Source organism: Caldivirga sp. (assembly GCF_023256255.1).
Lineage (GTDB): Archaea > Thermoproteota > Thermoprotei > Thermoproteales > Thermocladiaceae > Caldivirga.
This window is the reverse complement of the sequence record NZ_JAGDXD010000063.1, coordinates 1-14,467: the sequence shown is the minus strand read 5'-3', so window position 1 is coordinate 14,467 and position 14,467 is coordinate 1. Positions and strand designations below refer to the sequence as shown.

Here is a 14,467-nt window from a genome sequence, read left to right as displayed (position 1 = left end):
ACGGGAACAGGCAAGTAAAAACAATAGCAATCAAACACTAAAAACAACCCTCAACGCCCACCATACCTCGCTAAAGCCTAGTTCCCTATATTTTATTAGGCTTAAAACCCCTGAGCAGGCTTGCCTAATCTTAACATCGGCATGAGCCCTAATTGCATTAGCGGAATCAACAATTGTGAACGTGTTAGTTAAACTCTAGTAGTATAGTGCAGACTAATCCCTTAATCTTATTCACTAAGGCTAAGTGTGTAAGAACTTAGTAGCTAGAATACTTAGTGCCTCATTCAACCATATGAACCATTAAGGCGTTAAACAATGCTTAAGGATTACTTATGCTGTTCAGTAGCTTAGGTAACTCAGTTAAGTTACCTATGATGTAGTCGGGCTTAACTGTTAAGTTAACTTGCCTTCTGTTAACGAAAATGGTCCTAATTTGACTTAGCTTACCTCCTATTATGTCTTCAATGAGCCCACTCACTATTAATGCCTCATCCTTACTTACCTTAGCCCTATACAATGCGGCGTTGAATATTCTTGAATTAGGCTTACCAGCTCTCGTTAAGTCTGAGCTAATGACACCTTTAAAGAACCTTAGGAGACCATTCTTTAGCAGAATCTTCTTAGCTATATCATTATCAAGGTTAGTCAATATGTACATTGGTACCCCAAGGTTACTTAATTCGTTTAAAGCTGGTTCAACGTCATTGTAGATTTTGGCCACGGTTACGAAGGCGTTGGCTAATGCGTCACCCCAATACTCAAGCTCCCTACCACCTAGGCCTAGGGAATACTTCCTAACAACCGCCAGCATAACTTCCCTGGCTAGGCTTCTAAGTGACCTATAGTTACCTGAGGTAACTAGTTGATTATACTTGCTTGACCACTCGTTGGTTATTAATGCAGCAACCTCATCCTCACTAGCCTTAATATCAACCTCCCTCTTAATTAGTGAAGCCATCTCCTGAGCAAAGCCCTCTAGGCTCGCTAAAGTATCCATAACCTCCATGAATAATACTACCATACGTTAGATCACTGATGGCTTAATTTATAAAATTATTCCCCCAATAAAACTAAGACAGTAAACGTCAGCACTCGGCAAATTCGCCACCAATCCGGCGAGGTCTCCCACTCATCATCCTTGGTTTAAGGGCTTAGGAGTTTATTAAACTAACTAGTTTAACTCAAGTAGGCATAGTTTAAATTACCATAGACCAGTAGGTGACGCGTGTGCGGTATTGTAGGTGTAGCTGGTGGTGTCGGTGAGAGACTTGGTTTGGTGCTTAAGAAGTGCCTTGAGAGACTTGAGTACAGAGGGTATGATTCAGCTGGGGTTGCAGTGACCGGTGCTGGGAGGATTATTATTAGGAAGGGTAAGGGGAAGATTCATGAGGTTGAAGCTAGGGTTAACTTCACTGCATTAGATGGCTTAAGCGGCATTGGTCACACCAGGTGGGCAACCCACGGTAAGCCAAGTGACGAGAACGCCCACCCACACGTTGACTGCACTGGTGAGGTTGCTGTTGCCCATAATGGTATCATAGCTAATTACAAGGAGCTTAAGGAGCAGTTAATAGCAAGGGGACATAGGTTCATTAGTGACACGGACACTGAGGTAATAGCGCACTTGTTCGAGGACTACGTTAAGGCTGGTTTACCGGCTTTGGTTGCCTTAAGGGAAACCATTAGGAGACTTAAGGGTTCATACGCAATAGCCCTACTCTACTCCCGTGAACCTGATAGGGTTTTCTTCGCCAGGAATGTTTCCCCATTAGTAATAGGGGTGGGTGAAGGCTTCAACTTCCTGGCAAGTGACATACCTGCATTCCTAAGCTACACTAACAGGGTCATAACACTACATGATGGTGAGTACGGTTACTTAACACCAAGCGGCATTTACATTGAGAGGAACGGTGAACCAGTTAACGTGGAAGGTAGGGTTAGGGTAGTTAATTGGAGTCCTGAGGCGGCAAGTAGGGAGGGTTACCCGCATTTCATGCTTAAGGAGATTCATGAGCAACCTAAGGCTCTTAGGGAGACTTGGGCTGGATTAGACATGGGTTACGTTAGTAAGCTGAGTAGGATTATTACTGAGGCTAGGAGGGTCTTCATAACGGCCAGTGGTACCTCATACCATGCTGGGTTAGTTTTGGATTACCTATTGGCAGGTCTAGCTGGCTTAGACACGCATGTCTTCAACTCATCCGAATACAGGAAGTACCTTAGGCTTGTTAGGGAGGGTGATTTGCTTGTGGCTGTGTCTCAATCTGGTGAAACAATAGACACGCTAATGGCAGCAAGGGTATTTAGGGAGAGGGGGGCTAGGGTGTTGGCTGTTTCAAACGTGGTTGATAGTACAATACCTAGGGAAAGCGACTACCAATTATACACCAGTGCCGGGCCTGAAATTAGTGTGGCAGCCACTAAAACCTTCACAGCTCAGTTAATGATACTCACGGCATTAGCTGCTAATGCCGCACTATACAATGGGGGCATAGGTAAGGAGACGTACAGCCTAATAATGAGTGAACTTGAACAGGCACCTGACCTGGTTAACGCAACCATGATTAACGTTGAGGCTAGGGTTAGGCACATTGCTGATAAGGTTAAGGTTAAAGCAAGCGCATATTACCTAAGCAGGGGGATTGGTTTACCCATAGCAATGGAGGGGGCGCTTAAGATGAAGGAGGTAGCCTACGTCCATGCTGAGGCTTACCCAGCGGGTGAGAGTAAGCATGGGCCAATAGCCCTTGTTGACCAGGGATTCCCAGTAATATTCACTGTCGCTGATGATGATTACCTAGACCCCCTTGAGGGTAATGTCATGGAAATGGCAGCTAGGGGAGCTTACACAATAGGTATCTTACCAAGTAAGCACTACGCCAGGTTAGGTAAGGTTTTTACCGAGGTTATTCAAACACCCGATGCCTCACCTTACCTACTCACCATTATTCAATCCATACCGCTTCAATTACTAGCCTACTACACGGCAGTATTAAGGGGTTATGACCCTGACAAGCCGAGGAACCTCGCTAAGACTGTTACCGTAGAGTAGTTTAAGGGGGCTAAATGTTATTAAGACTTAGGGGACTTAATGCGTAATGAGGGGGAACTTAGTAGGTGTAATTATTGCACCTAATGGTAGCGAGTTAAGGAGCTTGTCTAATGAACCGAAGCCCATGGTTAACGTTATGGGTAAACCACTCCTAGCGCATGTTGTGGATAATTTAAGGTCAATCGGTGCGTTTAGGGTGATTGCGGCTGTTGAAGGTAATGTTAACGTTAATGGGGTTGAGGTAAGTAAACTAACTAAGGATTACTGGGGTACCTTAACATCAATGGTTAAGGAAGCCCCAAGAGGGTCCACTGTAGTCTTCTCTTCAACTGAGTACTATGTCCCAAGGGAAGCCTACGAGGCCTTACTCAACACGCACCTATCAATGGGTTACGATGCAACAATTCTCGTCACCGCCGTTGAAGATACGTCAAGTGGGGTAAGGGTTAACGTTAACGGTGAGGGTAAGGTTATGGGCTTAGGTAGTGGTGTGGGGCCTGGTTACTTGTTCCTAGAATTAATGGCTATTGAGCCCGATGCCCTTGATGCCGGTGGTGAATTAAACTGGGGTAGCATTAAGGCTGGGGTTCACCTGTGGGATGGCTGGTTCACTAGGATTAACTCACCATGGAGTCTACTTGACTTAACTAGGAACCTGCTCTCAGGTTTAAGGGAATCCACAATATCCACTAGGGCTAAGGTATCACCAAAGGCGTCAATAGAGGGTTTAGTGGTTATTGATGATGAAGCCACCCTTGACCATAACTGCACGCTAAGGGGACCAGTTTACGTTGGTAGGGGGGCCTACGTGGGGACAGGGGTATTGCTCAGGAACTACACCTCCATTGAGGAGGGGGCAGTAATAGGCGCTAATGCCGAGGTTACTGAATCAATAGTGGGGCCTAGGGCAACAATAGGTAGGGGATCATTCATAGGCGCCTCATTAATAGGACCTAAGGCTGTGGTGGAGCCAGGCGTAGTAACGTTAACAACAACGGTGGATAGGAAGATTGGGGCAGTAATAGGCGAGGGCGCTAGGGTTGGGGCTAATAGCGTCATTAAGCCAGGCAGCGTGGTTAAACCAGGGGAGTTAATTAACCCTCTCACGCATTACGGTTAAGAGGAGGGAGCCAACTGAGACTGTTTAATTATTTAATGCAAACACGCAGTTGTTAAAATCCCTGAGACTAATACGTCACTGTGAGTAGTATTGGAGTAGCCTTCAAGGTAACAACCTTCGGGGAGAGCCATGGACCAGCATTAGGCGTAGTCATAGATGGGGTTCCCGCCGGGGTTCAGTTGAGTGAGGATTACATTAGGAGTGAGCTTAACAGGAGGAGGTTTTGCCACATACCAGTACTAAATCCCCGCTGTGAGGATGAGGAGTTTCAGGTACTTTCAGGGGTTAAGGATGGGTTAACCACCGGTACGCCGGTGGCTATTGTGATTTGGAATAGGAGGGCTAAGTCAGACTACTACATGGATATTTGGATGAAGCCTAGGCCAGGTCACGCTGACTTAGCCTGGTACCTGAAGTTCGGTAGGCTCTATGACTTTAGGGGTGGGGGTAGGGCTAGTGGCAGGGAGACTGTAGCTAGGATTGCCGCTGGGGCTGTGGCTAAGGCTATACTTAACCAGGTGATTAACGTTAATGTTTCAAGCCACCTAATTGAGCTTGGGGGTGTGTCAATAAGTAGGGATGACTACACCTTCAATGATGTTGTTAAGTCTTGGGAGAAGCCCCTGCCGATGATTGATGATGAGGCGGTTAAGAAGGCTACAGAGGTTCTAGTGAAAACAGCCACAGAGGGGGATAGTGTTGGGGGTATTGGTGAAGTGTTAACCACCGAGGTGCCTCCAGGGCTTGGTGAACCAGTGTTCGATAAGCTTAAGGCTGACTTAGCCAAAGCAGTGATGTCGATACCAAGCGCCACAGGTATTGAGTTCGGCCTAGGCTTTAAGCTGGCTAGGATGAGGGGGAGTGAGGCTAATGACCAAATAGTGCTTAGGAATGGTAAACCAAGGCTTGAGACTAATAGGGTTGGTGGCCTACTAGGTGGTATGAGTATTGGTGAACCAATTAGGTTTAGAGTAGCCTTTAAGCCAACTCCAAGCGTTAGGAAGCCTCAAAGAACCGTTGACCTTGAGAAGATGACTGAAGTCTCAATAACCTTCACCGGCAGGTATGACGTATCCACTGCCCCGAAGGCAATCCTAGCCGCTGAGGCAATGACGGCAATAATCCTAGTGGATCACGCTATAAGGGCAGGCCTAATACCCAGGATCGTGAGGAAATAACCTTAAGACAAGGTTCAGAGGCATGAGAGATTCATGTAACTCCTTCCCGAATAAACCCTAGTCAGCCATTAAGGTGCTAGTATTTTCTCAGCCTCCTTAATCATCTTCTCAACCTCACTCATATACCCGGTTACGTCATCTGCAGATAACTTAGCTTCATGAAAACCCCACACGTGAAGTAAATAAGCGCTACTCCAGCCACTTATTACCCAGTTACCCAGTGCCCCTGATAATTTATTAACCACGGAACTTAACTGGTAGATGTACCATCTTCCTTCCTTTAAGGCGTTTTGGTATTCCGGTAAATTATACTTCTCAGCCAATGCCTTAATAACCTCCTCAGCAGCCTTATACGCCTTCTCACTAGCCTGAACAGCATCACCCTTAACTAAATACTCTCTAGCCTCACTCATGTATTTCCTAGCTAAGTCTAGCCTTATTTTTATGCTCTCAGATGGGTCACTTCTCGATATTGCACTTAGTACTAAGTCGACTACATCAATACCCTTCTCCTCAATTATTCTTATTAACTCCTTAGGTATCTCCACAATTACTAAATTAGCTCGGTTAGTTATTAAGCTTAGTGATGATTAATTCGTACTAGTGTGAACGTTAAAGAGCACTAATTTTTAATCTACCCTAGACACACTGATGCGTAATGCGTAGAGAGGCTTTACTTTGGATTAGGGCTGCTGAGGAGGATTTGTTCGACGCTGATATAATGCTTAAGGCTAGTAGGTGGTTTAGGGTTGCCTTTCACGCACATCAGGCTGTTGAGGAAGCTCTTAAAGCATTATTCTTCATCGTACGTAGGGAGGATCCACCGAAGATCCATACAATTACTGAATTATACAGAGTGCTTAAGGAGTCAGGCTTCACGTTACCAAGTGATCTTGAACGACAATTATACGTATTGAATAAGTACTACACGGTTACATGCTACCCTGATGCAGCCGGAGGATTACCAAGTGAGTCTGTTGATGAGGCTGAGGCAAGGAGGGCTTTAGAGCTGGCGAGGAGGGTGGTTGAGTATGTTAAACAATATACCGAGGGAAGTTCTTAAGGACGTTGAATCATTCCTGAGGGAAGTTAATGAACGGTTTAGGATTAGGGAAGCTTACTTATTTGGTAGTTTCGTTAGGGGTGATTGGTTAAGGACAAGTGATGTTGACTTAGTCATAGTTTCGGAGGACTTCGAGGGGATGAGATTCCTAGAGAGGCTTGATGTTCTTAATAAGATCCAGTGGGATCTTGGGCTTAAGCACTTTATTGAAGTCATACCGTTAACGCCACGGGAGTTCCTAGAGCAGATTCAACACAGTGTTGTGTTAAGGGACGCTTCCAAGTATTGGATCAAGATACTGGGTTAATCGCATCATTTCAGGTGCTGCAATATACTTGAGGATACATGAATTATGTGGGAACACGTAGATCATTGTTCACTTTATTACATTCTCCTAATCATCCTGATAAGCGCCTTAACAGCCTTATTATACTCCCTGCAGTTTACGGGTTCCCCAGCGTATACGTGTCTCTCGTAGGTTGAGATCACCTCAAGCACTAGTTCACGGTCGCTTGTGTAGTAGGATATGTACTTCAATAGTTCGCTTCTAGTTAAGTCAGGCTTATATATTTGAAGGAACCTGTTAAGCCTATTAACCACCCTCCTCATTCCATTGACTGCGCAGTCCTCATTAGTCCTTAATTCACTAATGGATAGGATAATGAGGGCTACGGAAATTAACGCCAGGGCAGGTAGTATTATTAATTCTGGTGAAGTGAAGCCATTAACCACTTTATTTACCGTACTAGTCACAGTAGCGGAAGTGTTAACGTAAGGTTCACCACGCCTTTCTATACCAGGTGGTATGAAGCGGCCAATCATTGTTGTATTACCAAGATAAGGGTTAACGTAGGGGTTAATGGGACCTAGGGGGTTAACTAACTCCTCACTCGTACCGTTTAATGAACTGGGGGGTGAGGATTGATTAACCTGAGGGCTTTGGGATTGTTGAATGGGGTTGAGGGGTGAGGCTATGCTAATGTATATTACTAGCCTTGTTAAGCCCACGGCCTCATGCTTAACCTCTATTACACCGTAGGCTAAGTAGGGCCTGTTATTAAGCACCAGGAATCCGCTAAATTCCATTGCCTGGGTGGTGTTGATTGCTGAGTGGACTTGAGCCTCATTAATTAGGCTTGAGACCATCGGCTCCGTTAAAATTAGAACCCCCAGGGAGCCATTGTACTTAACGTTTAGGGGAATGAACCTGATAATGGAGTAGTTAAGGGGTGTTAACGCTATACTAGTCTCATTCTGAGGCATCAGAAGCGGCGAGGCGACTACACTGACTATCAGCGCCACTGTAATAAAGTATATATAGCCTTTCCTAATGTTCACACATTAGGTGACTGAGGCGGTGTTAATATTACTTTCCCTAAAGCTCATGACTTACGCCTTATTGTCCATTATGGGGAACGCATCATGCTTAATGGTTCCTAACCTAAACAATACAATAATCAACATGGCCCTTAATGGCACTAACTTTAGGTTAACCCCAGTTAAGGGTGTTTTAAACGTATACAATGTTACGCTGCTAGGTAACTACGCTGAGGAGTTCATGAGACTTGGTGAAGCTTACTGCGAGGGGGCCTTCGGTAAAATGTACATTCTTGGTAATAAGGCTTACTTCATTAATTCAACGAGCAATGGATTAGTAGTTGGCGTCACAGGTAACTTAACGGTTAATGAAGCTTCAATGACCTGCCCCATGGTACTGCTTACAGTAAGCATACCGAGTAAGGGCAGTAATGCCACAGTTCAAGTGGGGGCAGGGTATACGGGTACATTCATTATTGGGACTAATTGCCTCATTACTGCTAGGTTAAGTGGCAATACGTCTGTGGTGCGTAACTTAACCTCAATTAACTTAACACTCAATGGCTCCACACCAATACCCTTTGAGGTAAACTTCAGTGGGGTTTTCAACACGTACACTTACGGGGGTGGGTTGGGGCTTGGGAATGCTTTTCCAACAAGCGTACTGCTAATCACTAAGTCAGCTGAATTGGTGGCTAAGGTTGAGTCAAGCATACCATTTTACCTTAGGTTCTATGTGTTTGATAATGTAACTAAGGGCTATAGCCTTAACTACACGTTGAAGCCTATAGTTTCCTTCGAGGACACACCCTATACCTTAGTAATGTTTACAGGTAATGTAACCGACTGCAGGGTGTATAATGTAATCGTCTACTTCACTCACCCTGAAACCGCAATACCAATACCAGTGCCCGTTAATGATAATGGATCATTCGTGGTTGCACGGTACATTGAGGTTAAGTACACTAACCCCTCATCTAAGCTACTCCTAATTGAACCCGGTAAGGTGCTTGCGGTAAGTAACCCGGTAAGTGAGGTAGGGTATGGTGTTGAAGTCTGCAGGGTTACTGGTGTTGAACCTACCGTTATTAATGACCCATACGCGCTCCTGTATAGATCCATCGTTAAATTACCCATAATGGTGAACGCCACAACACCCATGGAGGAGGCTACTGCCATACTTAGGTTATTTAGGAATGAGACTACTCAAGCAGCCTTAAGCAGCGCCTTGAATTACCCATGGAGTCCATTGGTGGCTAGCGCCGCAGCCATGTATCTTTACAGGGCCTCAGGGTATCCGGCTAGGGTTGTTTTAGGCACAATACCTGTTAAGTATGATGGGGAGTACTTGGAGTACGGTTACCTGCCTTGGGTTGAGTTCTACTACGGTGGTTGGATCGACTTCAAGCCCTACAGGGGTTTACCAGTGTCATCAAGTGGTGGTGGGTTAGGGGCATTACTCACTAAGTATGGTGTAATCAACTACGTTGGCGTGAGCACGCTCCTGGTGTTACCGGCGTTACTAATTTATTACCTATACCTTTACCTAACCACGAGGGGTGTTTACGGTGAGTGATACTCAAGCAGTGGGTACGGTGCTTAGTAGGATGCTGTCTGAGTTATCTAAGGTTATTATTGGTTATGAGGAGGAGGCCATGGTAATGTTCGCGACACTACTGGCAAGCGGCCACGTCCTACTTGAGGGTGTACCGGGGGTTGGTAAAACAACTTTAGCTAAGGCCTTCGCCAGGACCCTTAGCCTAAGCTTCAGTAGGATTCAATTTACCCCAGATCTACTTCCAAGTGACGTGGTTGGTACAGTGGTTTATAACCCTAAGGTAAATGACTTCGAGGTTAAGCTTGGGCCAATATTCGCAAACATAGTGCTAGCCGATGAGATTAATAGGGCCCCACCTAAGACTCAGGCTGGTTTACTTGAGGCCATGCAGGAGGGGCAGGTTACCATTGGTGGGAAGTCCTTTAAATTACCTAAACCATTCATGGTTATTGCAACCCAGGACCCAAGGGAATTAAGCGGCACTTACCCTCTTCCTGAGGCTCAACTGGACAGGTTCATGACTAGGATTTACTTAACGTACCCAAGCTTCGATGAGGAGATTCAAATAAGCATGAACACTAACCTGGGTAAGGTTGAATTAGTTAGGCAGGTTATTTCAATAGATGAATTAATCAAGTTAATTGACCAGGTTGATGGGGTTAAGTTAACTCGCCCAGTGGCTAACTACATAGTTAACGTGGTGAGGGCAACTAGGGAGTATAAGGGTGTTAGGCTTGGAGCCAGTACTAGGGCTATTCAAATGCTCAGTAGGTTAGCTAGGGCTTGGGCTTTAATGCATGAGAGGAATTACGTGATTCCTGAGGACGTAATTAAGGTTGCACCATACGTGTTAGCCCACAGGATCTTCTCCTCATCAGTTAGCCCCGAGAAGGTTATTGAAGACGTATTAAGGGGTGTTGAAACCCCTGAGGCTAGTTTAATAAGGAAATAGGAAGGGTAAGATACTGTGGTAAGTGTATTAGGTAAGTTAAAGGCAGCGTTAAGGGTAGTAACCAGGCGCCAGGTTATTGACCAGGTTAGGGCTGTGGCTCAACCACTGGTGATGGTTATTGTATCCTACGTAGGCTTCATAAATGGTGTACCCCAATTAACCACAGTAGCTTCCCTAGCCCTACTCTTCTACACATCCTACGTACTCTCATGGTACGTGTCACGCACGGTGGAGTTAAGGAGCATTAAAGTTGACCTTCCAGCCCACGCAATACATAGGGGTGAGGGCATTAGTGTTAAGGCTCCAGTTGGTATTGAAGTGAAGCCTATTGTGTCGAAGCATGTGGTGGTTAAGGGTGATGGGTTAATCTTCAAGTGGAGTGGTGTGGCTAGGTTGCTTGGCTTCCTACTAATCACGCATGATTCCTTAACTGGATTATCCTTATCTAGGTTCCAACAATTGAAGGCAACAGTAATGGTTCTGCCAGGGCCATTAAAGGATGCTGAAGCCGGGGTCTCAAGGCTTATTGAAACTGGAGCTGAGGAGTATAGGGGGCTTATTGAGTATGATTACTCTAAGCCCGCTTCGAGGATACATTGGCCATCATCAGCCAAGGTTAATTCACTGATAGCTAAGGATTACAGCGAGGAGGCGACTAGGTTAACAGTATCTATACCTGCACTGCCTGATTTATTAATTGGGGATGAGGATAGGCCTATTGATAGGGTTCTTATGGCTCTTGAGAACCTGGCTAGGCAACATGGGTTAATTAGGGTTCTTTTAATTGGACCAGGTATATCGGAGAGCGTGAACGTAAGTATGGGTGAAGTACCCCTTATTGAGGGCTTGCTCGTGGATGCTTACTCATGGGCTAGGGATGAGGATGAGGTTAGGAGACTGAGTAGGTTAATTAATGTACCGAGTGATGAAGCCGCCTGGGTCATATACCCTAATCCTAAGCTCAATGAGGAGGGGTGGGACTACTTCATAATTAACGCTGCAGGGCACTTAGCAATAATACCTAGTGAGAAGGCTAATTACGTTATTCAATTGAGGAGGAGGGGTATTGAGGCTTTGGTGGTTTAAATGGATAATTGCAGGCTTACGTTGATTTTAATGATTATTATCGGCATGGCTCTAATAGTAACTACCGGCTACTTACCATTGATACCACTAGCTGCACTACTACCGCTCCTGCTCATTATTAAGCCCAGATACTGCGAATACGTTACACTTAGCCTAGCTTCACTACTACCCTTAGTTTTACTTTCATCGCAGTATACATTACCACTAATCCTAGGTGTAATTGAGGAATTACTGTATGCTTCACTACTCATTGCAAGACTCACTAAGGCCGGTAAATTAACCATGGTCCTCAACATGGCCTTATCCATAGCCCTATTCACACTTTACTACATTACGGATGCTTGGAAGCCGCTTGTTGACTACGTGGTTAGCCTAATACCCTTAACCAGTGGCCAAATTTTAAGCATATCATTTTTGGACTCAATGATGTTAACCATCGTGAGCATGATTATGGTGAATTACGTTTTATTAAGAGCATGGCTTAGCCGTATTAGTAGTTCGCCTCCATGAATTAATGGTCCTCGTTCTTCTTAACCGTAGTAACCAATCCATAGGGCAGTGGCTAAAACATGGTTCTTAATCATACCCACTAATTGAACGTAAGTGTACTTACCACCCTTAATGTTAATCATGGAGTCTAGGGCATAGACTATGATAATGTACGTGTGCCTACTGGGTGGGCAGGGGCCATTGAAGCCCACATTACCGAAGTCATTAATCAACTGCTCACCGAAGCTTGTATTAAATGAGTGAGGTAGGTTGGGTGGTATTAGTGATACTGGTGGTGCGTTTATTAGGGCCCAGTGTATAAACATGTTGGCGTCTACATCAATCATAATAACCATGAGTGACTTAGTGCCTGGGGGAATATTGCTTATGATTACGGGTGGTGAGGATGTGAAGTTAACCCCATTGCAGGCGTATGAACTAGGTATGGTTGATCCATTTCCATAAATAGGTACCTTAATGCTGAATCCCCCTAAACCAAGGTTAGGCTCATAAACGTTAACTTTACCTCCAGAGACTTCATTAAACATTACCACTACTACTAACGCCACCGCTAATGCCATAACCAGGATTAGGAGGTGCTTGATTCTCATCCTTAACTTTAACCAATTCCAGCTTTTAATACCTTACGACCGTACTTAAAGCTTCGTCATTCATAGACGAGGGTTTACTAATCCTTAATAATTATTTTAGTTCTCAGCCACTGGTCTACACCATGACTTTTTGCTGCCCACCTTGACCACCCAGCCGTGACCAATGATGACGCAAGCGAGGGGCTAAACCACCCTTCTAGGGATAGGGAGGATAGCCAGAACGATTTATTAATCCCTTATGGTAGTTAGTTAAGTGTGAAGGAGGCTGAACTACAGCGTGATTTAGGTGGAGGAGTGGTTATGTGCACTGCCTGTGCTAGGCGGTGTAGGCTTAATGATGGGCAGGTTGGGTTCTGTGGGGTTAGGGCTAACTTCGGTGGTAAGCTATTCCTGGTTGTTTACGGTAAATTATCAGCAATAGCCGTTGACCCTATTGAGAAGAAGCCTCTTTTCCACTTTAACCCAGGCTCAAGTGTCTTATCAATGTCCACCTATGGCTGCTCCTGGGCTTGCCAATTCTGCCAAAATTTTGACATTAGCCAAAGACGTTTATGGGAGGGTTTTGAGGTAACGCCGGAACTTATTATTGAACTCGCTGAGAGCTATGGGGCGCAGGGCTTAACGTACACTTATAATGAACCCTCAGTCTTCGCTGAGTTTGCCCATGACGTTGGTTTATTGGCTAGGAAGAGGGGTTTATTCAATACTTTCGTCACCAATGGTTTCTTAACTGATGAGGCTGTTGACTACTTATCAAGGTTTCTTGATGCCGCCACAGTTGACATTAAGGGTAATGCGAATAGGGAGTTTTTAAGGAAGTACTCAATGGTTCCTGACCCTGAACCAATATTCCAGTCGATTAAGGAAATGAGGGATAAGGGGATTCACGTTGAGATAACGGACTTGGTTGTTCCTGAGATTGGGGATAAGCTTGAGGACGCGGAGAAAATGCTTAAGAGAATCATGGATTACCTGGGACCAGACGTATCAATACACTTCCTCAGATTCCACCCTGACTACAAGCTCAGTAACCTACCGCCAACTCCAGTTAAGACCCTTGAGAAGCATGCTGAATTAGCAAGAAGGATGGGGTTTAGGTACGTTTACCTAGGTAATGTTCCAGGTCATAAGCTTGAGAACACCTACTGCCCCAACTGCGGTAACGTAGTGATTAGGAGGAATGGATTCCAGATACTTGAAGTTAACTTAACTGAGGATAATAGGTGCAGGTTCTGTGGAGCTAAGATAGCTATTGATGGTAAGGTTTGGCCAACATGGAGGGAGGATAGGTTTGCCTACGTTCCAATTCACCTATTCACCAAGTACACTAAGGTAACTAAGTCAGACGTTGAAGCAGTCAAGGGTAGGTTAAAGGGGGTTCACTAAGTTAAACTCAACGTAATCACTGCCTAAGCCTAATATAGTACTTATACTTCCTATCAGTGCTAACAGCCACTAGGCCATTTAACTCAAGCCTCATCAACACCTTAAGTACTTCACTCTCATCCACATTCTCGTAGCCGAACGCCTTTAAAGCCTGCATTAAATCCTTAATCGACGACTCCTTCTTCATCTTAAGGTACTGGTATATAACGTAGTGAAGAGGGAATGATGGCTTACTCATTCAAGCCTAGTGAAAAATAAGGCTTATTAAAGGTTTTGCAGATTAAATGAATATTTCAGCCTTCCTCTGCTCCCTAACCCTAACTTGACTCGTCTTAAACCTGTCCCACCATGACTCATAGAACTTAATCATTTCTGGCGTTAAGGTGGCCCTAATCTTATTCATAGCCTTAGAGAAGTCCTCCATATTGACCTCAGTTGCGTTTGGATCCTCCCTAAGAGCCATTAATGCGGCCTCCCTAACCAGTAGCTCAATGTCAGCCCCAGTGTAGTACTCAAGTAGGTCAGCTAGCCTCCATAGATCCACATCCTTACCTAAGGGCACGTTCCTAGTATGCACCTTAAGTATCTCAAACCTACTAACCTTGTCTGGTGGTGGTACGTATATTATTCTGTCGAATCTTCCTGGCCTTAGCAA

General features: G+C 45.0%; 15 protein-coding genes and 1 pseudogene. 10 read left to right on the top strand and 6 right to left on the bottom strand.

Annotated features, from left to right (window positions below; all coding sequences use genetic code 11):
• Nucleotides 1-319 precede the first annotated feature (319 nt).
• Nucleotides 320-1,021 (bottom strand): HAD family hydrolase, encoded by a 702-nt coding sequence (locus tag Q0C29_RS09905; RefSeq protein ID WP_292000501.1) that lies wholly within the window; start codon nucleotides 1,019-1,021, stop codon nucleotides 320-322.
• 204 nt (nucleotides 1,022-1,225) lie between these two features.
• Between Q0C29_RS09905 and glmS the strand changes: the two genes are divergently transcribed.
• The 3 genes from glmS to aroC all read left to right on the top strand — a co-directional run bounded on the left by glmS (nucleotide 1,226) and on the right by aroC (nucleotide 5,350).
• The gene (gene glmS, locus Q0C29_RS09900) at nucleotides 1,226-3,052 is read left to right on the top strand and encodes a glutamine--fructose-6-phosphate transaminase (isomerizing) (protein WP_292000500.1); all 1,827 of its coding nucleotides are present in this window, start codon (nucleotides 1,226-1,228) and stop codon (nucleotides 3,050-3,052) included.
• 46 nt (nucleotides 3,053-3,098) lie between these two features.
• Entirely contained in the window at nucleotides 3,099-4,172 is a 1,074-nt protein-coding gene (locus Q0C29_RS09895; protein WP_292000499.1) for an NDP-sugar synthase, read from the top strand.
• Between the two features lie 80 nt (nucleotides 4,173-4,252).
• Nucleotides 4,253-5,350 (top strand): chorismate synthase, encoded by a 1,098-nt coding sequence (aroC, locus tag Q0C29_RS09890; RefSeq protein ID WP_292000498.1) that lies wholly within the window; start codon nucleotides 4,253-4,255, stop codon nucleotides 5,348-5,350.
• Between the two features lie 68 nt (nucleotides 5,351-5,418).
• On the opposite strand, the gene Q0C29_RS09885 is transcribed toward aroC, so the two are convergent.
• Nucleotides 5,419-5,892 carry a PaREP1 family protein gene (locus Q0C29_RS09885; RefSeq protein ID WP_367173680.1) on the bottom strand — a complete coding sequence of 158 codons (474 nt, stop codon included), beginning with the start codon at nucleotides 5,890-5,892 and terminating at the stop codon, nucleotides 5,419-5,421.
• A gap of 116 nt (nucleotides 5,893-6,008) precedes the next feature.
• Here Q0C29_RS09885 and Q0C29_RS09880 point away from each other — a divergent pair, with 116 nt between their 5' ends.
• Both Q0C29_RS09880 and Q0C29_RS09875 read left to right on the top strand, forming a co-directional pair.
• Complete coding sequence (locus tag Q0C29_RS09880) at nucleotides 6,009-6,413, top strand: HEPN domain-containing protein (protein WP_292000496.1); 405 nt, start codon at nucleotides 6,009-6,011, stop codon at nucleotides 6,411-6,413.
• Complete coding sequence (locus tag Q0C29_RS09875; protein WP_292000495.1) at nucleotides 6,382-6,720, top strand: nucleotidyltransferase domain-containing protein; 339 nt, start codon at nucleotides 6,382-6,384, stop codon at nucleotides 6,718-6,720. Before Q0C29_RS09880 ends, Q0C29_RS09875 begins: the two co-directional genes overlap by 32 nt.
• Nucleotides 6,721-6,797: 77 nt before the next feature.
• Here the strand turns inward: Q0C29_RS09875 and Q0C29_RS09870 are convergent, their stop codons facing one another.
• Entirely contained in the window at nucleotides 6,798-7,751 is a 954-nt protein-coding gene (locus tag Q0C29_RS09870) for a hypothetical protein (protein ID WP_292000494.1), read from the bottom strand.
• A 7-nt stretch (nucleotides 7,752-7,758) separates the two neighbouring features.
• Between Q0C29_RS09870 and Q0C29_RS09865 the strand changes: the two genes are divergently transcribed.
• From Q0C29_RS09865 to Q0C29_RS09850, 4 genes are read left to right on the top strand one after another with little or no spacing between them, the layout of a single operon-like run.
• Complete coding sequence (locus Q0C29_RS09865; RefSeq protein WP_292000493.1) at nucleotides 7,759-9,306, top strand: hypothetical protein; 1,548 nt, start codon at nucleotides 7,759-7,761, stop codon at nucleotides 9,304-9,306.
• Nucleotides 9,299-10,240, top strand: coding sequence for a MoxR family ATPase (locus tag Q0C29_RS09860; protein ID WP_292000492.1), 942 nt, complete (start codon nucleotides 9,299-9,301; stop codon nucleotides 10,238-10,240). The genes Q0C29_RS09865 and Q0C29_RS09860 overlap by 8 nt, the downstream gene beginning before the upstream one ends.
• Nucleotides 10,241-10,255: 15 nt before the next feature.
• Complete coding sequence (locus Q0C29_RS09855) at nucleotides 10,256-11,326, top strand: DUF58 domain-containing protein (protein ID WP_292000491.1); 1,071 nt, start codon at nucleotides 10,256-10,258, stop codon at nucleotides 11,324-11,326.
• Entirely contained in the window at nucleotides 11,327-11,836 is a 510-nt protein-coding gene (locus tag Q0C29_RS09850; protein WP_292000490.1) for a hypothetical protein, read from the top strand.
• A 20-nt stretch (nucleotides 11,837-11,856) separates the two neighbouring features.
• Here the strand turns inward: Q0C29_RS09850 and Q0C29_RS09845 are convergent, their stop codons facing one another.
• Entirely contained in the window at nucleotides 11,857-12,426 is a 570-nt protein-coding gene (locus tag Q0C29_RS09845; protein WP_292000489.1) for a YbhB/YbcL family Raf kinase inhibitor-like protein, read from the bottom strand.
• Nucleotides 12,427-12,681: 255 nt separating this feature from the next.
• On the opposite strand from Q0C29_RS09845, the gene amrS reads away from it, so the two are divergent.
• A complete protein-coding gene (gene amrS / locus Q0C29_RS09840) occupies nucleotides 12,682-13,812 on the top strand; it encodes an AmmeMemoRadiSam system radical SAM enzyme (protein ID WP_292000488.1) in 1,131 nt (376 codons plus the stop codon).
• A 16-nt stretch (nucleotides 13,813-13,828) separates the two neighbouring features.
• On the opposite strand, the gene Q0C29_RS09835 is transcribed toward amrS, so the two are convergent.
• Complete coding sequence (locus tag Q0C29_RS09835) at nucleotides 13,829-14,050, bottom strand: hypothetical protein (RefSeq protein ID WP_292000487.1); 222 nt, start codon at nucleotides 14,048-14,050, stop codon at nucleotides 13,829-13,831.
• A 42-nt stretch (nucleotides 14,051-14,092) separates the two neighbouring features.
• Nucleotides 14,093-14,467 (bottom strand): annotated as a pseudogene (locus Q0C29_RS09830) (AAA family ATPase); the annotation flags it as partial.